This is a genomic window from Azoarcus sp. Soil_N_20, assembly GCF_057656155.1.
Genome location: NZ_JBDGKX010000009.1, coordinates 187,404 through 208,479, shown reverse-complemented (window position 1 = coordinate 208,479; position 21,076 = coordinate 187,404). Strand labels below are relative to the sequence as shown.

At 63.7% G+C, this 21,076-nt stretch carries 20 protein-coding genes and 1 tRNA gene; 8 read left to right on the top strand and 13 right to left on the bottom strand.

Annotated elements, in window-relative coordinates; genetic code table 11:
• Positions 1-8: 8 nt before the first annotated feature.
• Both AC3A35_RS18580 and AC3A35_RS18575 read right to left on the bottom strand, forming a co-directional pair.
• Entirely contained in the window at positions 9-767 is a 759-nt protein-coding gene (locus tag AC3A35_RS18580; RefSeq protein WP_487437677.1) for a LytR/AlgR family response regulator transcription factor, read from the bottom strand.
• Entirely contained in the window at positions 764-1,795 is a 1,032-nt protein-coding gene (locus AC3A35_RS18575) for a sensor histidine kinase (RefSeq protein ID WP_487437675.1), read from the bottom strand. Before AC3A35_RS18575 ends, AC3A35_RS18580 begins: the two co-directional genes overlap by 4 nt.
• A gap of 98 nt (positions 1,796-1,893) precedes the next feature.
• Here AC3A35_RS18575 and argH point away from each other — a divergent pair, with 98 nt between their 5' ends.
• The 6 genes from argH (at position 1,894) to AC3A35_RS18545 (ending at position 7,680) form a co-directional block, all read left to right on the top strand.
• Entirely contained in the window at positions 1,894-3,330 is a 1,437-nt protein-coding gene (argH, locus tag AC3A35_RS18570; RefSeq protein ID WP_487437674.1) for an argininosuccinate lyase, read from the top strand.
• 6 nt (positions 3,331-3,336) lie between these two features.
• The gene (locus tag AC3A35_RS18565; RefSeq protein ID WP_487437673.1) at positions 3,337-4,623 is read left to right on the top strand and encodes a protein kinase domain-containing protein; all 1,287 of its coding nucleotides are present in this window, start codon (positions 3,337-3,339) and stop codon (positions 4,621-4,623) included.
• Between the two features lie 257 nt (positions 4,624-4,880).
• Positions 4,881-5,426, top strand: a complete 546-nt coding sequence (locus tag AC3A35_RS18560) for a hypothetical protein (RefSeq protein ID WP_487437672.1) — start codon at positions 4,881-4,883, stop codon at positions 5,424-5,426.
• 12 nt (positions 5,427-5,438) lie between these two features.
• Positions 5,439-5,720 carry a hypothetical protein gene (locus AC3A35_RS18555; protein WP_487437671.1) on the top strand — a complete coding sequence of 94 codons (282 nt, stop codon included), beginning with the start codon at positions 5,439-5,441 and terminating at the stop codon, positions 5,718-5,720.
• A gap of 17 nt (positions 5,721-5,737) precedes the next feature.
• On the top strand, positions 5,738-6,586 hold the full coding sequence (locus AC3A35_RS18550) for an HprK-related kinase A (protein ID WP_487437670.1): 849 nt from the start codon (positions 5,738-5,740) through the stop codon (positions 6,584-6,586).
• A gap of 17 nt (positions 6,587-6,603) precedes the next feature.
• Positions 6,604-7,680 (top strand): nucleotidyltransferase domain-containing protein, encoded by a 1,077-nt coding sequence (locus AC3A35_RS18545; RefSeq protein WP_487437669.1) that lies wholly within the window; start codon positions 6,604-6,606, stop codon positions 7,678-7,680.
• Between the two features lie 265 nt (positions 7,681-7,945).
• Here the strand turns inward: AC3A35_RS18545 and grxD are convergent, their stop codons facing one another.
• The 5 genes from grxD to AC3A35_RS18520 form a co-directional block, all read right to left on the bottom strand.
• On the bottom strand, positions 7,946-8,275 hold the full coding sequence (gene grxD, locus AC3A35_RS18540) for a Grx4 family monothiol glutaredoxin (RefSeq protein WP_487437668.1): 330 nt from the start codon (positions 8,273-8,275) through the stop codon (positions 7,946-7,948).
• A gap of 98 nt (positions 8,276-8,373) precedes the next feature.
• The gene (prmC, locus tag AC3A35_RS18535) at positions 8,374-9,210 is read right to left on the bottom strand and encodes a peptide chain release factor N(5)-glutamine methyltransferase (RefSeq protein ID WP_487437667.1); all 837 of its coding nucleotides are present in this window, start codon (positions 9,208-9,210) and stop codon (positions 8,374-8,376) included.
• A 2-nt stretch (positions 9,211-9,212) separates the two neighbouring features.
• Entirely contained in the window at positions 9,213-10,292 is a 1,080-nt protein-coding gene (prfA, locus tag AC3A35_RS18530) for a peptide chain release factor 1 (RefSeq protein WP_487437665.1), read from the bottom strand.
• Positions 10,293-10,346: 54 nt separating this feature from the next.
• Entirely contained in the window at positions 10,347-11,600 is a 1,254-nt protein-coding gene (gene hemA, locus AC3A35_RS18525; RefSeq protein ID WP_487437664.1) for a glutamyl-tRNA reductase, read from the bottom strand.
• A 143-nt stretch (positions 11,601-11,743) separates the two neighbouring features.
• Positions 11,744-11,819: transfer RNA gene (locus AC3A35_RS18520), tRNA-Phe, on the bottom strand.
• 239 nt (positions 11,820-12,058) lie between these two features.
• On the opposite strand from AC3A35_RS18520, the gene AC3A35_RS18515 reads away from it, so the two are divergent.
• Complete coding sequence (locus AC3A35_RS18515) at positions 12,059-12,712, top strand: response regulator transcription factor (RefSeq protein ID WP_487437663.1); 654 nt, start codon at positions 12,059-12,061, stop codon at positions 12,710-12,712.
• A gap of 3 nt (positions 12,713-12,715) precedes the next feature.
• On the top strand, positions 12,716-14,164 hold the full coding sequence (locus AC3A35_RS18510) for a sensor histidine kinase (protein ID WP_487437662.1): 1,449 nt from the start codon (positions 12,716-12,718) through the stop codon (positions 14,162-14,164).
• Positions 14,165-14,226: 62 nt separating this feature from the next.
• Here the strand turns inward: AC3A35_RS18510 and AC3A35_RS18505 are convergent, their stop codons facing one another.
• From AC3A35_RS18505 to groES, 6 genes are all read right to left on the bottom strand, one after another.
• On the bottom strand, positions 14,227-15,945 hold the full coding sequence (locus tag AC3A35_RS18505) for a cation acetate symporter (RefSeq protein WP_487437661.1): 1,719 nt from the start codon (positions 15,943-15,945) through the stop codon (positions 14,227-14,229).
• Positions 15,942-16,250 carry a DUF485 domain-containing protein gene (locus tag AC3A35_RS18500; protein WP_487437660.1) on the bottom strand — a complete coding sequence of 103 codons (309 nt, stop codon included), beginning with the start codon at positions 16,248-16,250 and terminating at the stop codon, positions 15,942-15,944. The genes AC3A35_RS18505 and AC3A35_RS18500 overlap by 4 nt, the downstream gene beginning before the upstream one ends.
• 174 nt (positions 16,251-16,424) lie before the next feature.
• Entirely contained in the window at positions 16,425-17,909 is a 1,485-nt protein-coding gene (locus tag AC3A35_RS18495; RefSeq protein ID WP_487437658.1) for a sensor histidine kinase N-terminal domain-containing protein, read from the bottom strand.
• Positions 17,884-18,570 carry a response regulator transcription factor gene (locus tag AC3A35_RS18490; protein WP_487437657.1) on the bottom strand — a complete coding sequence of 229 codons (687 nt, stop codon included), beginning with the start codon at positions 18,568-18,570 and terminating at the stop codon, positions 17,884-17,886. Before AC3A35_RS18490 ends, AC3A35_RS18495 begins: the two co-directional genes overlap by 26 nt.
• A 339-nt stretch (positions 18,571-18,909) precedes the next feature.
• Positions 18,910-20,562, bottom strand: coding sequence for a chaperonin GroEL (groL, locus tag AC3A35_RS18485; protein WP_487437656.1), 1,653 nt, complete (start codon positions 20,560-20,562; stop codon positions 18,910-18,912).
• A 53-nt stretch (positions 20,563-20,615) separates the two neighbouring features.
• Positions 20,616-20,906: a co-chaperone GroES gene (gene groES / locus AC3A35_RS18480; protein ID WP_487437655.1), complete on the bottom strand. Its 291-nt coding sequence runs from the start codon at positions 20,904-20,906 to the stop codon at positions 20,616-20,618.
• Between the last annotated feature and the right edge of the window lie 170 nt (positions 20,907-21,076).

Here is a 21,076-nt window from a genome sequence, read left to right as displayed (position 1 = left end):
TCGGCGTGTTACAGCCCGAGCACCTGTCGTACCACCGGCCACTGCCGGCGGCTCACCGGCAGGTGCTCGTCCATCCCGCGCAGCAGAATTTCCCAGTGCGCCTCGCTTTCATCCTCGCCGGCACGGACAACGCCCTCGACTGCCGCATGGGCAACCAGGCAGTTACGATGGATACGCAGGAATCGTCCGGGAAACTCCTGTTCGATCTGCACCAGGGTTTCATCCAGCAGATAGTCGCGACCGGCCGTCCTCGCGGTCACGTACTTGAGCTCGGCGCGCAGGTAGACCACCTCCGCCACCGGCAACAACAGGATGCGGCCGCGCTCGCTGACGCTGAAGTGCCGGCGCTCGCCCGGCGCCAGTGCGGTCAGCACCTCGTCGCCGAGCGGAACGCGCCTGACCTTGCCCAGTGCGGTTGCCAGACGTTCGGCCCGGACCGGTTTCAGCAGATAATCGACTGCAGCCACGTCGAATGCCTGCAGTGCATACTCGTCGTACGCGGTGGTGAAGATCACTGCCGGCGGCCGGGGCAAGCGCGTCAGATGGCGGGCAAGCTCGACCCCGTCCATCGCCGGCATGCGGACATCGGCCAACACCACGTCGGCCTCTGCGGTTTCGAGCAGCCGCAGCGCCTCCACGCCATTGGCCGCCATGCCCACCACCTGGTTCGGATGGGTGTCGGCGATGTCGCCGAGCACATCGCGCAGACGCGAGCGCGCCGGAGCCTCGTCATCGACGATCAGGATACGCAGCGGCGCCCCGCTCACGTCGTTTCCCTCCTGAACGGCAGACGAACACGCACGCGGTAGCGACCGTCACTGCAATTGATATCCAGCCCGGCCTCGAGATCGTAGAACAGCATCAGACGCTCGCGAATATTGTCCACCGCCATGTGGTTGCCCGCATGGTGCGAGCTCGGATCGATCGCCGGATTATCCACCTCGAGCAGCAGATCGGCACCACGCCGCGAGATCCGGACCACGACCTCCCCCGCGTCGAGTGCAGGTTCGATACCGTGGTATACCGCGTTCTCGAGCAAGGGCTGCAGCAGCAGTGGTGGTACCAGCGCCTCGGCGACCGCCGCGGCGGAATCCGGACCGGACCGTACCTCCCACCGCACCTTGAGCCGATCGCCGAGGCGCAACTGCTCCAGCCCGAGATAACGCTCGCACAGCGCAATCTCGTCCCCGAGCGGGACCAGCTCGCGGTTGTCGCGCATGAACACACGGAACAGGTCGGCCAACTCCTCGAGCCCGCGCTCGGCCCGACGAGGGTCCGAACGGATCACCCCGAGCACCCCGTTCAAGGTATTGAACAGAAAATGCGGCCGGATCCGGGCGGTCAGGGCCAACAGCCGGGCTTCCGTCAATGCCGGCGAAAACAGTCGACTGCGGTAGTCGAAATAGAACAGGCAGATCACCACCGCACCGAGCGCCCAGCTCAGCCAGCGGAACAGGCTCCCGCCTTCGCTGCCCTGCAGCAGCGGCCAGGTCAGCATCACGGCCGCGAGTGCGGTCACCGCCACCGCGACCGTGGCCGCACGCCGTCCGAACCGATGCAAACCGGGGCCGACCGCATAGAGCAGCAACACCACGAGGAAAAGCGGCAACTCCACCCGTCCGGCCATCAGCACCAGCTCGGGGACCAGCCCGCCAGGCTCGTCCACCCGCAGCAACACCGTGAGTATCGCGAGCAGATTGACCGCCAGCAGCACGCGCAACATGACCCCCAGATTGCGAAAATCCGGCAAGGCGGCAGGAACAGGCGGGCGAACCTTTTGCTTTATACTTTCCATCGATCGAGCAAGCCGACAGGCAGGCTCCGAAAATTGCCGAACACCGCAGGCCGCGCCCGCAATCGGGGACGCCGGCCGTTCTTCACAACACGGACATTATGACAGACCACAACTCCTCTCCGACCACCGGCGCCACCCCGCCGGCCAAGGCCTGGTCGGGCCGCTTCTCCGAACCCGTGTCCGACCTCGTCAAGCGTTACACCGCCTCGGTTCTCTTCGACCAACGCATGGCGCAACAGGACATCCGCGGCTCGCTCGCCCATGCCAAGATGCTGGCGAAGCAGGGCATCATCGCCGCCGCCGACCTCGCCGACATCGAGCGCGGCATGACACAGATCCGGGGCGAGATCGAACGCGGCGAGTTTGCCTGGAGCCTCGACGACGAGGATGTCCACCTCAACATCGAGAAGCGCCTCACCGCGCTCGTGGGCGACGCCGGCAAGCGCCTGCATACCGGGCGCAGCCGCAACGACCAGGTCGCCACCGACATCCGGCTGTGGCTGCGCGATGCGATCGACCAGATCCTGGTCCTGATCGGCGACTTCCAACGCAACCTGCTCGCCGTGGCCGAGGCCCACGCCGCCACGCCGATGCCCGGCTTCACCCACCTGCAGGTCGCCCAGCCGGTCACTTTCGGCCACCACCTGATGGCTTATTTCGAGATGAGCCGGCGCGACGCCGAACGCTTCGCCGACTGCCGCAAGCGGGTCAACCGCCTGCCGCTCGGCGCCGCCGCCCTGGCCGGCACCAGCTACCCGATCGACCGCGAATTCGTGGCCGCCGAGCTCGGCTTCGATGAGGTCTGCTACAACTCGCTCGACGCGGTCAGCGATCGCGATTTTGCGATCGAATTCTGCGCCGCCGCGGCGCTGCTGATGACCCATCTGTCGCGTCTGTCGGAAGAGCTGATCCTGTGGATGAGCCCGCGCGTCGGCTTCATCGACCTCGCCGATCGCTTCTGCACCGGCTCCAGCATCATGCCGCAGAAAAAGAACCCGGACGTGCCCGAACTGGTGCGAGGCAAGACCGGTCGCGTAAACGGCAGCCTGATCGCGCTGCTAACCCTGATGAAGGGGCAGCCGCTGGCCTACAACAAGGACAACCAGGAAGACAAGGAGCCGCTGTTCGATACCGCCGACACCGTCATCGACACCCTGCGCATCTATGCCGACATGATTACCGGGATCAAGGTCAAGGCGGCAAGCATGCTCGGCGCGCTGTCGCAAGGCTACGCCACCGCCACCGACCTGGCCGACTACCTGGTCAAGCAGGGTCTGCCCTTCCGCGATGCGCACGAGGCGGTCGCGCTCGCTGTGCGCGCAGCCGAAACCCGCGGCTGCGATTTGCCGCAGTTCACCCTCGAGGAGTTGCGCGCAGCCATGGCCCCGGTGCCGGGCGCCGCCGAGCGGGTTGGCAGCGAAGTGTTCGCGGTCCTCACCGTGGAGGGCTCGCTTGCCTCCCGCAATCATGTCGGCGGCACCGCACCCGACCAGGTGCGCGCGGCAATCGCCACCGCCCGCAAACGATTGGGGTGATCTCGAATGGTGGCGAACCGGATCGGAAAGTACGAGATTCGCCGCCTGCTCGGCGAAGGGGCCACCAGCGCGGTCTATCTGGCATGGGATCCCTTCCACCAGCGTGAAGTGGCGCTCAAGCAGCTGTACCCGGAGATCGTCAGCGACCGCCAGCGCGGCCGTCTGTACCGTCAGTTGTTGCTCAACGAAGCGGCTCTCGCGGGCAAGCTGGTGCACCCCCACATCGTCCAGATCTTCGATGCGGTGATCGGTGACAACGAAGCCTACGTGGTCATGGAGTACGTGCCGGGCGGCACCCTCGAAGCCCTCACCCATCTCGATCAGCTGCCGCCCTTCGTACGCCTGATCGAGATCATCTTCAAGTGCTCCCGTGCGCTCGACTATGCCTTCCACCAGGGCATCACCCATCGCGACATCAAGCCCGCCAACATCCTGCTCAACGTTCCCGGCGGCAGCGACATCCGCATCTCCGATTTCGGCGCGGCCCTTCAGGCCGCGAGCGAGGCTACCCAGATCACCGGCATCGGCTCACCCGCCTACATGTCGCCGCAGCAGGTGCGCGAGATGCCGCTGGACCACCGAACCGACATCTACTCGCTCGGGGTGGTGATGTACCAGCTGCTGACCGGTCATCTGCCTTTCGAGACCGACAACAACTACAGCCTGATCTACCGGATCGCCCACGACACCCCGCCGCCGCCGATCGAGCTGCGCCCCGAAATCCCGGATGCGCTCGATGCCATCGTGCGGCGCGCGATGGAAAAGGAGATCGACCGCCGTTACCAGACCTGGGCCGAGTTCTCGCACGACCTGGCGCTTGCGTTTCGCAATCACAGCATCGCGTTCGACCGCCACGCGCTGCCCGAGGCCGAGAAGTTCCAGACCCTGCGCGGCATTGCCTTCTTTCGCGAATTCGCCGACGCAGAACTGTGGGAAGTGATCTCGCTCGCGCAGTGGAGCCATCTGCGACCAGGTACCGTGATCATGAAGGAAGGCGAAGCCGGCGACCACTTCTGTTTTCTCGCCGACGGCGAAGCGCGGGTAAAGAAACGCGGCAAACTGCTCAATGTGCTGAGTGCGGGCGAGTGCTTTGGCGAAATGGCTTTGTTCTCCGCGGGCGGCGGCGTCCGTTCGGCCTCGATCGAAGCGACCACCGAGGTCGAAATCATCACCATCCGGGCAAGGGCATTGCAGAGGGCATCGGACACCTGCCGGATGCATTTCTACAAGGCGTTCCTGGAGGTGCTGTCTACGCGGTTGTCGCTCGCGAGTTCGCGGATTGCGAATTTGTAAACCTCGGCGGCGGCCCGCAACCTGAAGGTGAGGCAAATGCTTTCGGCATCAAACATGACGTTCGATACCGTCGACATTTTTTACACCATGCCTATCCGGATACTTTCGGCCCCGCACAAATTCGTTCCAAATCAATTTACTGTGTCTTTTTCTTGCGGCTGGCGTGAAATTTGCATCGGATCTGACAAACATTCCCGTGCCGGACTTATCGGCATGGCTATAATCGTCTCATTGGGATTGGTTTGAGAGAGGACTCCATGGACAAGACCCACAAAGAAGCAGCCGTCGAGCAGCGCCGCACGCTGCTAAAAGGCGCACTGGGCGCTTCCACCGTGATGACTCTCGGGTATGGAGGCGCTGCTGCCGCGGCTTCGCTGACATGTATCGCCAAGGTAGACGGCGGATTTCCCACGACGCAGTTCGTGTTTGCAGAAAGTCCGCCGCCGGCAACAGGGGGCGGGTGGGCATGGAAGCGGATCGATGTAAACCTCTACAGCAGCACCGGCAGCACCAACGGCAACTGCAACCTCAATGCCAATGGCAACTTCGAGGGATTTACAGTAGCTGGCAATGTGTATAACGTTGCTCCCCCCCAGAACCTGGTGCCTACCGCAGTGCTGAAGTCTTGCGGCGCCCCCTATCCCAAAACAGCTTGGGTACTCGCATATTTCGATGAAAGCGGCAACGAGATCGGCACTTACCCAACCTACAGCGATCAAGGCACCGGATTCGCTCCGGCAGCGCATTCCTGCCTCACGTCAATCAATCCCGGAATCGTCGAAAACTACACTTTCGGTGGCTGAGCAGCTTCGCTGATGGCTGCACCACAAGGCCCTTGCGCCTGGCTCGAATGCCACTGCCCGTCGATGGACGGGCAGTTTCTTTTTCTGGATCCGGTTGCCTGGAGGACGCACCTCTTGAGTGAGGGTGCGGTGCTGATCCTGCGCGAAGCTGCCACGGCGATCGAATCCGGAACGTACGAGTGCTTCGTCGCAGAGATCGAGCAGGCCGGCGGCTGGCCTCCGGAACTGGAGCAACTCGTCGCATCGTTGAGGACGCTAGCCGGAGAGAAAAAGCGTCCCGGGGCGCAAGGATGAGACAGGAGCCTTGCCGTGTGCTCGATCTCGGCGGCGCGCGAATTGCCGTCAGCTCGCCGATCGCCCGTTTCCACGAGCATCTGGACATTGTCTATCCGCATCAGCGGGCCGAAGATCCCGCCGTGTTCGTGGACGTGCGCGTGGCGGTGCTACCGGGCACTCCATTGCGGATATGGGGCCGCCAGGCGCATCTCTGGTCCGAGGCTTCACAGCCTTTCGAACCCTATCCGCTCCAGAACGCGCTTCCCCTCTTTGAATGGGGCGGAAACTGGCTGCTGGCCCAACGACTGAACGCCTACTTGCTGCTGCACGCAGGGGTCGTCGCCCGCGATGACGGCGCCATCATCCTGCCGGCGGCCCCCGGCTCGGGCAAGAGCACGCTGACCTGCGCATTGCATCTCGCCGGCTGGCGCTTTCTCTCGGATGAGTTCGGTGTGCTGGATCCGGCGTCGGGCATGGTGCTTCCCCTGCTCAAACCCGCGGCGCTGAAGAACCGCTCCATCGACGTGATCGGGACGTTGCCGGGCGCCACCCTTGGGCCCGTGTTCCCGAACACGCGCAAGGGCGACGTGGCCCATTTCGTACCCGATCGTGCCAGCTTCGTCCACCGCGGCCGTGGCGCGAAGCCACGCCTCGTGATCTTTCCCCGCTTCAGGGAGGGCGCCACGCTCGGTTGCACCCGGTTGCATCCTGCGGATTCGGCGATGCGACTCGGCCTGAACAGCTTCAATTATCAGACCCTGGGGCCGGTCGGATTCCATGCCGTAACGTCCCTTGCGCGGCAGACACACGCCTACGAACTGGAATACGGCGTCCTCGATGAAGCCATCGAGCACATCGAAAAGCTGTTTTCGGAGGTGCCGTGACAGAGATTCATTCAGCCATGATCGACCTTATGTTGCGGGGCGCAGTTGGCCCGATAGAATGCAACGAGAGTGACTGGGAACAGATTCTTCGCCTCGCCAGAATGAGCGGCTTGCATGGCCGACTGGCTGCCAACAACGGACAAAACCCGCTATTGTCGGCGCCGGTGCGCCGGCATCTGCTATCCGCCGCACGCGTCGCCGCGTTTCGCAGCCAGATGCTGCGTGCGGAGTTGTTTCACCTTGCGCCGCTGTGCGACAAGGATTTCCCGGTTGTGCTTCTGAAAGGCGGCGCCTATCTGGCGCAGCAATTGCACCTGGCAACCGGGCGCTTCGTTTCCGACGTGGACCTGCTCGTTCCCCGCGTCCACCTCGACGCCATGGAACAACGACTGCGCGCAGGCGGCTGGCAAGCGGTCGAACTCGCCGCCTACGACGAGCGCTACTACCGCGACTGGAGCCACGAAACCCCGCCTTTCCGACGTCCCGGACACTTCCTGGAGGTGGACCTGCACCATGCAATCACTCCGGTAACCGGCAGCCTGAGCTTTGATCCTGCGCCGCTGATCGAGGCCAGCATCCCACTCGCCGGCACCCCGTTTCGCGTCCTGTGCGCAGAAGATCAGGTGCTGCACGCATGCCTGCACTGCTTTCATGACGGTGACCTCGCGCTGCGGGTGCGGGAAGTGGTGGATATCGACGGACTGTTGCGCACCTTCTCGCAAGAATCGGGGTTCTGGGATCGTCTCGTACGCCGCGCTTCGCAACTGGGGCTGGAACGGCCGCTCTGGTACGGACTTCATTACGCGCGCCGCTTGCTCGATTGCCCGGTGCCGGCAATCATCCCGGCATCGCTATCAAGGACGCCCTCAAAGATTGCTCGGCGCTGCATGGACACGCTCGCGCCGCTGGCCTTGCTGCCATCCAATCCGGACACCCCGGTCCCGCTCCACGTTCGACTTGCACGAAATCTCATGCTGACGCGGTATCACTTGCTGCGAATGCCCCTCCACTTACTCCTGCCACATCTCGCGCGCAAGGGCGGACGTCGGCTTCAAACAAGGCTAAGCCAGAAATCGATCGGAGCCGGCGTCTAGGAGGCGGTCGGCCGTGAGCGGTCGTCGTCACGAGCCGAGTGGAGAAACGACGACAGATTCGGCCGTTTCTTGAGGCGCATCGTTGGTCCATGCAACGAACGAACGGACGGATATGGACCGCCACAGACGCATCCATTCGCCCCGGGCTCGTCGATCAGCCTCAAGTCCGACAGCCTCCCAAGCCTGCACGGACGACGATCGGTTCGCCAAAGAGTGAGCGCGTCGGTCCAAGCGGAACGAGACGATGCCCGACGCGGCCGGACACTCAGTTGCTGGCCACCACCCCCGCATCCTTGAGCAATTGCTGCATCTCGCCGCTCTGATACATCTCGCGCATGATGTCCGAGCCGCCCACGAACTCGCCGTTTACATACAGTTGCGGAATGGTCGGCCAGCTGGCGAATTCCTTGATGCCCTGGCGGATGGCTTCGTCGGCCAGTACATTCACGGTGTAGATTTCGGTGACGCCGCAGGCGTTCAGAATCTGCACGGCCGTTGAGGAAAAACCGCACTGCGGAAACTGGGCAGTGCCCTTCATGTAGAGCACGACGGGGTTGGTGGTGACCTGCTCGCGGATGACGTCCTGGATGTTCATGTGCTTACCTGCAAAGGTTGAGTGAAATAGTCGGGAAATTCTAGGCTTGACACAGGGCGCCGTCAATATTGCCGACATTGGCACCCGAGCGCCAGGATTCAGGGACGGCCGAGCCAGCGCCCACCCGACACCCGCTCGATGCCGGCAAGGTCTTTCCACGACGCAATCGAGGCAAAACCACCGTCCGCCAGCAGGCCGCGAACAGCCGACGCCTGATCATATCCATGCTCGAGAAAGAGCCAGCCATCGGTTTCGAGATGGACAGGGGCACCGGCAACGATCTCGGCCAGATCGTCCAGCCCGACCGGACCCGCCGCCAGCGCGGTACGGGGCTCGAAACGGAGATCCCCCTCCTCCAGATGCGGATCGGCTGCTGCAATGTAGGGCGGATTGGAGACGACAAGCTGGTAGCGCTCCTCGCCGAGACCCGAGAACCAGTCGCTCTGCACGAAGGACACGCTGGCACCGAGCCGCGCCGCGTTGCCCATGGCCACCCACAAGGCCTCGCGTGACCGGTCGAGCGCGGTGACATCGGCGCCGTCGAGTTCCAGCGCCAGGGTGATCGCGAGCGCGCCGGAACCAGTGCCCATATCGAGCACGCGCGGACGTTGCACCCCGGAGAAGTGTGCAAGCGCGAGTTCCACCAGCAACTCGGTGTCCGGTCGCGGGATCAGCACCGCCGGGGTAACCATGAACTCACGCCCGTAAAATTCACGCTCGCCGGTCAGGTAGGCCACCGGCTCACCCGCTTCGCGACGCGCTACCAGTTCGCGATAGCGCATCCAGTCCTCGGCTTCCAGCCGCTGTTCGGGCCAGGCCACCAGGCGCGACGCCGGACACTGCAGCACATGGCGCAACAGCACCCGCGCGTCCATGTGGTCGATGGACTGGCGAGCCCATGCGAGCGCGCCGGCAATATCGGGAGGACTCGACATCGTCATTCGTCCGCCAGTGCGGCGAGCAGATCGGCCTGGTGTTCCAGGATCAGTGCATCGATCAACTCGTCCAGCTCACCCTGCATCACCGCGTCGATCTTGTACAGGGTGAGATTGATGCGGTGATCGGTCACTCTTCCCTGCGGGAAATTGTAGGTACGAATACGTTCCGAACGGTCACCGCTACCGACCAGACTCTTGCGCGTCGCCGCTTCGGAGGCCTGCCGCGCGCGTTGCTGCGCATCGCGCAAGCGCGCCGCGAGCACGGCCATGGCCTGGGCCTTGTTGCGATGCTGCGAGCGGTCGTCCTGGCACTCCACCACCAGCCCGCTAGGAAGATGGGTGATGCGCACTGCCGAGTCGGTCTTGTTGATGTGCTGTCCGCCCGCGCCCGAGGCCCGGAAGGTGTCGATGCGCAGGTCTGCAGGGTTGATCTCGATCGCGTCGAGCTCATCCGCTTCCGGCATCACCGCCACGGTACAGGCTGAAGTGTGGATGCGCCCCTGGGTTTCGGTCGTCGGGATACGCTGCACCCGATGCCCGCCGGATTCGAACTTGAGTTTCGAATAGGCACCACTGCCCACCACCCGGACGATGACTTCGCGGTAGCCCCCCAGGTCGGATTCATTGGCCGACACGATCTCCACCTTCCAGCGCTGGCGCTCGGCATAGCGGGTGTACATCCGCAGCAGGTCGCCGGCAAACAGCGCCGCCTCGTCGCCACCGGTACCGGCACGGATCTCGAGGAAGAGATTGCGCTCGTCGTTCGGGTCTCGCGGCAACAGGGCGCGCTGGAGCTCGGCCTCCAGCTCGGCAATACGTGCAGCGCCGGAATCGAGTTCCATGCGCCCGAGCTCGCGCATCTCGGGATCGTCGAGCATCTCGCGTGCGGTCTCGCAGTCGGCCTCGGCCTGGCAGAAGGCCTGATAGAGCGCGACCACCGGCTCGATCTCGGCACGCTCGCGCGACAGGTCGCGGAAGGCGTTCATGTCGCGCGCGGAATCCTCGGCCGCAAGTTCGCGGTCGAGCTCGTCGAGACGGCCGGTCAGGTGTTCTAGCTTGTCGCGAATGCTCTGTTTCATCGGATCAATGACATGCACCCGGGCCCCAACGCACCCACGGTGGCCGACGGCCGGCTAGTGGTGAGGCGGGAGGTTGAACAGCCGCTGCACGATGCGCCCGGCCTCGGCATGCTGCTCGCCCTCGGACTGGTTGAGAAAGCGCGTGGGGCCGTGCATCAGCTTATTGGTGAGGCCGTGGGACAGCGCTTCGAGCACCTGCTGCGGATCGTCGCCACGGGCGAGCAAACGCAGGGCGCGCTCGACCTCGGCCTCGCGCACGGTCTCGGCATGTTGGCGCAGCGTGCGGATGATCGGCACCGCATCGCGTGCCTGCATCCAGTGCAGGAAGCCGTCGACCCGGGTGTCGATGATGCCCTCGGCTTCGATCACGGCCTGCTGGCGGGACTCCATGCCCGCATCGACGATCTGGGCCAGATCGTCGACCGTGTACAGAAAGATGTCGTCGAGTCCGCCGACCTCCGCTTCGATATCGCGCGGCACCGCCAGATCGACCATCACCATCGGGCGGTGGCGGCGCGCCTTCACCGCGCGCTCGACCATTCCCAGGCCGACGATGGGCAGCGGCGCCGCAGTACAGGATACGACGATATCGAAGCGCGACAGCATGTCGCCAATCGTCTCGATACGCATCGTCTGCGCTCCGAACCGCCCCGCCAGCGTCTGCGCCCGCTCTTCGGTCCGATTGGCCACGGTCATGGATTTCGGTTTCGCCCCGGCGAAGTGCGCGGCGCACAGCTCGATCATCTCGCCGGCGCCGATGAAGAGTACATGCTGCCCCGAAACGCGCTCGAAGATCCGCTCGGTCAAATGCACCGCCGCAGCAGCCATCGATACCGTGTTGGCCCCGATTGCGGTCGTGGACCGTACCTCCTTGGCCACGGCGAAGGTGCTCTGGAACAGCTTGTGCAACAAGGTCCCCAGGGTGCCGGCCCCTTCTGCACGCCGGACCGCCTCCTTGACCTGGCCCAGGATCTGCGGCTCGCCCAGAACCATCGAATCCAGCCCGCTGGCCACCCGGAATACATGGCGGATCGCCTCACGCTGCGGATGGGAATACAGATAGGGCGCAAGCTCGTTGAGCGGAAGCTGATGAAAACCCGACAGCCAGTCCGCCGCATGCTGCGGCTGCTCGGCGGCAAAATAGAGCTCGGTGCGATTGCAGGTGGACAGAATTGCTGCCTCCCTCACCGAAGATGCGCGGGTCAGATCCTGCAATGCCTGATCGAGCCGCTCAGGCTGAAACGCCACGCGTTCGCGTATCGCGAGCGGCGCAGTGTGATGATTCAGGCCAAGGGCGTAGAGTTGCATTCAGGGCGTAATGGCGACCAAGCGTGGTGCTCGATTATATCAGACCCGTCAGCATGAAAAGACTGAGCAAAATCAAGTACTTCCTTAAAAATCGAGAATAAAAAAAACGGGCCGACGCAAAGGCCGGCCCGTTTTTTTTATTCTGGTGGCCAGTCGCGGAATCGAACCACGGACACGCGGATTTTCAATCCGCTGCTCTACCAACTGAGCTAACTGGCCAAACGAGCGCGCATTATAGCGGATCAATCTTCGCCGTCAATGACAAAGTTCGCTTCCATTCGGGTGGGCAAGCCCGGCAGCCGTTGGCGAAACCGGCCTCAGCGGGTCGACACGGAACATCCGCCGTGCGTTACCAATAGTGCCCCTGCATGCAGCGGACTCGCCATTTTCGTTCGGGCGTAGGTGGCGAGGCAAAGGTGCGGGACAATCGAGTATTCCCGGTTCAGCGCGAGAACTCCATGCTTGTACTCCTGGTCGAGGACGACCCCGAACTTTCCGAAGGAATTGCCAGCTTTCTGCGCGGCCAGGGCGACACCGTCGTCCTGGAAACCGACGGCATGCGCGCAGACCAGTTGCTGCAATCGCAGGACTTCGACTTCGCCCTGATCGATATCGGCCTCCCCGGCCTTGGCGGCCACGAGATCGTGCGGCGGATCCGCAGCCGCCAGCAAGCTGTTCCGGTGATGCTGATCACCGCGCGGGACGCACTCGACGACCGGATCTATGGCCTTGACCTCGGCGCAGACGACTACCTGACCAAACCATTTCAGCTCGCCGAACTGACGGCCCGCATGCGGGCGGTACTACGCCGCGGTGGACGCATGATCGCGCGGTCGATCGCGTACGGACCGCTCGCGCTCGACCTCGAGGGCCGGCTCGCCACCCTCGATGGACAGCCGCTGAACCTCACCACCCGTGAATGGACGCTGCTCGAGGCGCTGGCCGGGGCAGAGGGCCGTACCGTTCCGAAAGAGCAGCTGCAGGCCGACGCGAGCGGTAATGCGGTCGAGGTCTATATTTCGCGACTTCGACCACGGCTGGAGCAAGGCGGTGTGCTGATCCGCACCGTGCGCGGATTCGGTTATCGGCTGGAACTCGTGTCCGCCAACTAGGAGATGCAGACCAGCCTCTACCGCCGACTGCTGCAGACCTTTGCCGGCCCCACCTTCCTGCTCCTGGCCGCTGCGGGCGGGGTGAGCTACGGCGTGGCCAAGAGCGTGATCGGCTCGGCCTACGATCAGAATCTGGTCAACCTTGCCCATGGGGTGGCAAACCACCTGCAGTTGCACAATGGTCAGGTTGTCCTGCAGCTGTCGCGAGAAGCCGAATCGGTCCTGCGCACCGACACCATCGATGGCATCTTCTTTCGGGTCAGGACCGCCACCGGCGTCGTCCTGGGAGGCGACCGCGATCTTCCCGCGCTCGATACGCCCTCCGCCGACCAGGCCGACGCGATCGACGAGATCCCCAACGTCGAGGCCCTGCCCGTGGTCAGGCCAGCCGCACACTCGCCCGGTGCCCAGTTGTTCGACACCGATTACCACGGCGCACCGATTCGGGCAGTCAGGCTGACGCAGGTCATGAACCACCAGACCTTCTATGTCACCGTGGCGGAAACGCTCAACAAACGGCGCCAGGCCATGGAGCGCCTGCTGCTTGGCTTTGGCTCGGCGGCAATAATGCTGCTGGCCGCCGCCACGCTGGCGGTGCGTTTCGGCATCCCGTCCGGACTTGCCCCGCTGAAACAGCTCGAAGATGAACTCAGCGAACGGTCGGGAACGGACCTCGCCCCGATCGAGCCGGAGCATGTCCCGCGCGAAATCCGCGAAGTGGTGCGTGCGCTCAATGCGCTGTTCGATCGCCTGAGCACGGCCAATCGCGGCCAGCGCCAGTTTCTTCAGGATGCGGCGCACCAGCTGCGCACCCCGCTTGCCAGCCTGCAGATGCAGCTCGAGCTGCTCGAAACACACCCGACCGACAACGCCGCATTCCTGCGGCTCAAACATTCGGTCGTGCGCGTCACCCGGCTGGCAAACCAGCTTCTTGCACTGGCACGCGCCGAAGCCGGGACACAACTGATGGCCAGCGCGGAGCCTGTCGATCTGGCAGCGCTGATCGACGACATGGTCGACGACTGGGTCCACCAGGCCGACGCCCGCTCCATCGATCTCGGCATTGAACGCAGCGCGGTGAGCATCGTCGGCGACCCCACCCTTCTGCGCGAGCTGATTGCCAACCTGATGGACAATGCGCTTCGCTACACGCCCTGCGGCGGCGAAGTGTCGCTGCGCTGCGCACCGTGCACAGGAATGCTGGAGATCGACGTCAGCGATAGCGGTCCGGGCATTCCGGAGCCCATGCGGGAGGCCGTGTTCGAGCGCTTCTACCGCCTGCCGGACACGACGCTGTCGGGCAGCGGACTCGGCCTGCCGATTGCCCGCGAAATTGTCCTCTGCCATCGCGGAACGATCGAAATCGCCGCAGGCCCGGGAGGCAAAGGCACCATGGTGCGGGTCAAGCTGCCCATCGGCCCGCCCGATGAAAAAATGCGGCCCCGCGTTTGAACGCACGGCCGCATTTCGAACTTGCCAAATCGCCACTGCGCACCCACGCAGTGGCGCGCCACTCAATGCCCTGAAGCGCCTTCGGCGCCCACACCGGTTTCGGACCGGATCGACTGAGCTGCGAAACCGGCACGATCCACCTTCGCCCGCGCACTGTTGTCCAGAATCGAGAACAGCCAGATACCGATGAAACCCGCCGCCATCGAGAACAGGGCCGGCGAGGTGTAGGGGAACAGGGCCGAACCCTTCGGATTGCCCAGCGTCACTTCCCACACCGACGGCGACACCACGGTCAACGCGACCGCCGTGATCAGACCGAGGAAACCACCGATGCAGGCTCCGCGCGTGGTGCAGTCCTTCCACAACACCGACATGAACAGGACCGGGAAGTTTGCGGATGCGGCGATGGCGAAGGCGAGCGAGACCATGAACGCGATGTTCTGCTTCTCGAACGCAATCCCCAGCACGACGGCGATGATGCCCAGCGCCACGGTGGTCATGCGCGACACGCGCAGTTCGGACGCCGAATCGGCATTGCCCTTCTTGAACACCGTCGCGTACAGGTCGTGCGACACCGCCGAAGCGCCGGACAGCGTCAGGCCGGCAACCACGGCGAGGATGGTGGCGAAGGCCACGGCCGAGATGAAGCCGAGGAACACATTGCCGCCCACCGCATTGGCGAGGTGAATGGCCGCCATGTTGCCGCCGCCGAGCAGCCCGCCCTTGGCATCGAGGAACTCCGGATTGGTCGACACCAGCACGATCGCGCCGAAGCCGATGATGAAGGTCAGCACATAGAAGTAGCCGATCCAGGTAGTCGCCCAGAACACCGACTTGCGCGCCTCCTTGGCATCGGGCACGGTGAAGAAGCGCATCAGGATGTGCGGCAGGCCGGCGGTACCGAACATCAGCGCCATACCGAACGAGATCGCCGAGATCGGATCCTTGATGAAGGAGCCCGGCCCCATGATCGCCTGCGCGAGGACACCTGCTTCCTCGGGCGACTTGCCGATCGCGAGCGCGGCGTCGGCCTTGACCTTCACCGACGCTGCGAACAGCGCTTCCGGCGAGAACCCGTACTGGGCCATCACCATGAACGCCATGAAGGACGCACCGGCCAGCAGCAGGCAGGCCTTGATGATCTGCACCCAGGTGGTTGCGGTCATGCCGCCGAACAACACGTAGACCATCATCAGCGCACCGACGATGACCACCGCGATCCAGTACTCGAGCCCGAACAGCAGTTTGATCAACTGCCCGGCTCCGACCATCTGCGCGATCAGGTAGAAGGCCACCACCACCAGCGTGCCGGACGCGGCAAAGGCGCGGATCGGGGTCTGCTTGAAGCGGTAGGCGGCAACGTCGGCGAAGGTGAACTTGCCGAGGTTGCGCAGCTTCTCCGCCATCAGGAAGGTGATCACCGGCCAGCCCACGAGAAAGCCGATCGAGTAGATCAGTCCATCGTAGCCGCTGATCATCACCGCCGCGGAGATCCCGAGGAAGGACGCGGCCGACATGTAGTCGCCGGCGATCGCGAGGCCGTTCTGGAAACCGGTGATGCCGCCGCCGGCGGTGTAGAAATCCGCCGCCGACTTGGTCTTGGCCGCAGCCCACTTGGTGATGAACAGGGTGCCGACGACAAAGGCCCCGAACATGCTGATCGCGGTCCAGTTGGTGGCCTGTTTCTCGGCCTGACCGAGGTCGGCGCCGGCGGCGAGCGCCGCGGCAGACAGCAGGGCAAGCAGCAAGCCGCCGAGGATATTTGCGTGACGGCCGTTCATTTACTGCTCTCCTTGATGACTTCCGCGGTGAGCGTATCGAACTCCGAGTTCGCTCGGCGCACGTAGATGCCGGTGATGATGATGGTGAACACGATCACGCCGAAGCCGATCGGGATACCGACCGTCATGACACCATCGCCCATGCGGGCGGCCAGCAAGTCCTTGTCGAAGGCGATGACTGCGATGTAGCCGTAATAGACAGTCATCATCAGTGCGGTCAGCCACCAGCCGAACTTCGTGCGGGTCCTGACCAGGCGCTGATATTTCGGGTTAGCGGCAATTCTTGCCACCGAATCGTTTTCCATGTCTCCCCCTCCAAGCGGGCATTAGTCACACCGAGCGTGCGCTCGGGCTACCGCAACATAGGCCGGGAGACTTACGACGAGCTTACGGATTCATATTTTTATTCTTTTATAACAATAGCTTACTGAATTCTTAACGTCCGCTTAACGCGCAGTTCGGTTAGCGTCATCGGCTGCTCACCCCATGGGATAGAAATCGCCATGCACCTGTGGAGGGGGCTGCAGCTGACTGCGGGGAAACACGACCTGGGCCACCGTCCCCGGACCGGCCGGATTCGGAAACAGACTGACCGTGGCGCGATGCAGTTCGGCAATTTCACGCACGATCGGCAGCCCCAGCCCCGAGCCGTCGGCACCGCTGCCGAGCACCCGGTAGAAGCGTTCGAACACGCGTTCGCGATCGGCCTCGGGGATGCCCTCGCCGGTATCCTCGACCTCGAATATCGGCGCCCCGGCATGCCGCGTGCGGGCGGTCACGCTTCCCCCGCGCGGCGTGTACTTGATCGCATTGTCCATCAGGTTCTTGATCATCTCGCGCAACAGCACCGGATTGCCCTCGACCAGCATGCCCTGGCCGCTGCCCTCCACTCCGAGATCGATACCTTTGGCCAATGCCCGCGGAAACAGATCCTGCGCCACTTCCCGCACCACCGCTTCGACGTCGAGTGGCTCGACCACATAGAGTTTCTCGAAACTGGCTTCGGCGCGCGCAAGCGACAGCAACTGGTTGATCAGGTGGCTGGCGCGATCGGTGCTGTTGCCGATCCGGGCCAGCGACTCGCGCAACTGCTCCGGATCACTTTCGAGCAGCGCGAGGTCGGTCTGCATCTTGAGGCCGGTCAGCGGGGTGCGCATCTGGTGGGCCGCATCGGCGATGAAACGCTGCTGGGCCTGGAGGTTCTCCTCGAGGCGCGCCATCATGTCGTTGAACGCGATGATCAGCGGCCGCACCTCCTCGGGCACGCTCGCCGGAACGATGGGCGACAGATCGGTCGGGCGTCGGCGCCGGATCAAGCTCTGCAGCCGGTTGAGCGGCGCGATGCCCCGGGTCAGGCCGACCCACACCAGCACCACCGCCAGCGGAATGATCGCAAATTGTGGCAACAGCACCCCGGTAACCACCCGCGAGGCGAGATCGGAACGCTTGTTGCGGGTCTCCGCCACCTGCACCAGCACCAGCGGACTGGCAGGTTCGGGCCAGGCGCGCAGGAACTGGTAGGCGACCCTGACCTCCTCGCCGTGGATCACCTCGTCCCGATAGCGCACCTCCTCGCCCAGCACCGTGGCCGGCGGTGCCACCCAGGGGATCTCGCGATCCCCGGTGATGAGCTCGCCACTCTGATCGGCGACCTGGTAGTAGACGGTATCGTCCTGATCGGCACGGAACAGCGCGCGCGGCGGAGCAGGAAAGTGCACCACCACCTTTCCGTCCTCGACGGTGACCAGCCGGGCGAGCGCCCGTGCGCTGTCGGCCAGGGCTCGGTCGTAAGGCTGATTGGCGATGTTGTCGGCGACGTTGTGGGTGACGATGATCGAGATCGGCCACAGGAACAGCAGCGGCGCAAGCATCCAGTCGAGGATCTCGCCGAACAACGAGTTCGGTTGTCCGGTGGCACGCTGGCCACCGGTCTTGCGCTCAGACTTTCGCAGTCTGGAGAACATCCGGGTTTTCCAGGCAGTACCCCAGACCACGCACGGTCACGATCCGAATGCCGCTGTCTTCGAGCTTCTTGCGCAAACGGTGCACATACACCTCGATCGCATTGCTCGAGACCTCCTCTCCCCAGCCGCACAGGTGGTCCACCAGTTGATCCTTGCTCACCAGCCGGCCGACGCGAAGCACGAAGACCTCGAGCAGGCCGATCTCGCGCGCCGACAGTTCGATTACCTGGCCGCATACCTTGACCACGCGATCGGCCTGATCGTAGGTCAGATTGCCGATCTCGATGCAGCGCGGCTGCCCGGTGCCCCGACGCGTATGCGCCCTCACCCGCGCTTCGAGCTCGGGCAGCGCAAAGGGCTTGGTCATGTAGTCGTCCGCCCCGGCATCGAGCCCGCGCACCCGATCCTCGACCCCGTCCTGCGCAGTCAGGATCAGCACGGGAATGGCCGACTTTCGCGCGCGCAGCCGTTTCAGCACCTCGATCCCGGGCAACTTCGGCAGACCGAGATCGAGAATCAACAGATCATAGGGCTGCGATGCCAGCGCCGCATCCGCGTCCACACCGCTCGCCACATGATCGATCGCATAGCCGCCACGCTTGAGCGCCCTGCAGATCCCGTCGGCGATGACCGGGTCGTCTTCCGCCAGAAGAATGCGCATAGAGTTCCGGATGTAAGTTCAATGTAAGCGGACGCACTTAAATTGTGACCCGCTGTTCTCCTTTTACTCGGTCTTCGGGAACGGGTGCGGTGCATGCCGCAAACGTTCCGGGGAGTATTGTGCGCGACGCGCACATGCTCCCTGCCGTCTTTTCCGCAGACAGCAATTATCCCACGCCTGCGCCGCGGCGCGTAGCCGTTTGCGCGGCGCGCCCGCATGTGCGCATCACCGCTGCCTTTGCGTCTTGTCGGCAGCACGGGCGCGCCCATGCCGGGCACCCCAAAAAAAAGCCCCGCCGAAGCGGGGCCGTTTGCTCGTGACCGTATGGTCAGGCAGGCATTACATGCCCATGCCCATGTCACCCATACCGCCCATGCCACCCATGCCGCCCATGCTGCCGCCGGCCGGCTTGTCTTCGGCCAGTTCGCCGACCATGCAGTCGGTGGTGAGCATCAGGCCGGCCACGGAAGCCGCGTTCTGCAGTGCAGTGCGGGTCACCTTGGTCGGGTCCAGCACGCCCATCTCGACCATGTCGCCATACTCGCCGGTCGCTGCGTTGTAGCCGTAGTTACCCTGGCCTTCGTTGACCTTGTTCACCACCACCGACGGCTCGTCGCCGGCGTTGGCCACGATTTCACGCAGCGGCTGCTCCATCGCGCGCAGCACGATCTTGATGCCGGCGTCCTGGTCGTGGTTGTCACCCTTGAGGGTGCCCAGTGCAGCGCGGGCACGCAACAGCGCCACGCCACCGCCCGGAACGATGCCTTCTTCGACCGCAGCGCGGGTGGCATGCAGCGCATCTTCAACGCGCGCCTTCTTTTCCTTCATCTCGACTTCGGTCGCGGCACCGACCTTGATCACGGCGACGCCGCCGGCCAGCTTGGCGACACGCTCCTGCAGCTTCTCGCGGTCGTAATCGGACGTGGCTTCCTCGATTTGAACACGGATCTGCTTGACCCGTGCTTCGATGCGGGCGTGGTCGCCGGCACCGTCGATGAGGATGGTGTTCTCCTTGCCGATCTCGATGCGCTTGGCCTGACCGAGTTCTTCCAGGGTGGCCTTCTCGAGGGTCAGACCGACTTCCTCGGCGATGACCTGGCCACCGGTGAGGATGGCGATATCTTCGAGCATGGCCTTGCGACGGTCACCAAAGCCCGGCGCCTTCACGGCGCAGGTCTTGAGGATGCCACGGATGTTGTTCACCACCAGGGTGGCGAGCGCTTCGCCATCGACGTCTTCAGCGACGATCAGCAGCGGGCGGCCGGCCTTGGCGACTTGCTCGAGCACCGGCAGCAGGTCGCGGATGTTGGAGATCTTCTTGTCGAACAGCAGCACGAACGGGTTGTCGAGGATGGCAACCTGCTTGTCCGGGTTGTTGATGAAGTAGGGCGACAGGTAGCCGCGGTCGAACTGCATGCCTTCGACGACATCGAGTTCGTTGGCCAGGCTCTTGCCGTCTTCGACGGTGATCACGCCTTCCTTGCCGACCTTGTCCATGGCGCGGGCGATGATCTCGCCGATGTCGGCGTCGGAGTTGGCGGAGATCGAACCGACCTGGGCAATTTCCTTGTTGGTCGAGCACGGCCGGGAAATCTTCTTCAGCTCTTCGACCGTGGCGATGACGGCCTTGTCGATGCCGCGCTTCAGATCCATCGGGTTCATGCCGGCAGCAACGTACTTCATGCCTTCGCGCACGATCGACTGGGCCAGCACGGTCGCGGTGGTGGTGCCGTCGCCGGCGATGTCGGAGGTCTTGGAAGCGACTTCCTTGACCATCTGCGCGCCCATGTTCTCGAACTTGTCCTTCAGTTCGATTTCCTTCGCGACGGAGACACCGTCCTTGGTCACGGTCGGGGCGCCGAACGAGCGCTCGAGCACGACGTTGCGACCCTTGGGGCCGAGGGTGACCTTGACCGCATTTGCCAGGATGTTGATACCGGCGACCATGCGCTCACGTGCGACGTCGCCAAACTTTACTTCTTTAGCAGCCATTGTTCAGAACTCCAGAATTATTTGGAAAAGGGAATCACGGACCCGCGGGAGGCTCAGCCTTCGACCACGCCCATGATGTCTTCTTCACGCATGACGAGCAGCTCGTCGCCATCCACCTTGACGGACTGGCCGGCGTACTTGCCGAACAGCACCTTGTCGCCCGCCTTGACGGCCATCGGACGTACTTTGCCGTCGTCCAGGATCTTGCCGTTGCCGACTGCCAGTACTTCACCCTGATCGGGCTTCTCGCCGGCGGAGTCGGGGATCACGATACCGCTGGCGGTCTTGCGTTCGGCTTCCAGACGCTTGACGATCACGCGATCGTGCAGGGGACGAATCTTCATCGAGGACACTCCTTCTTTCGGTTTCAACTATGACGGGCTGCGCCCGCCGGGAAAAATTCGCAGTGGCCACGGCCGGGACCGGGCTGTTAGCACTCACTGCCAACGAGTGCTAATAATAGGGGCGGGTTTGCGGTATTTCAAGTGCGGTGGAAGAAGAAATGCTGTGCGCC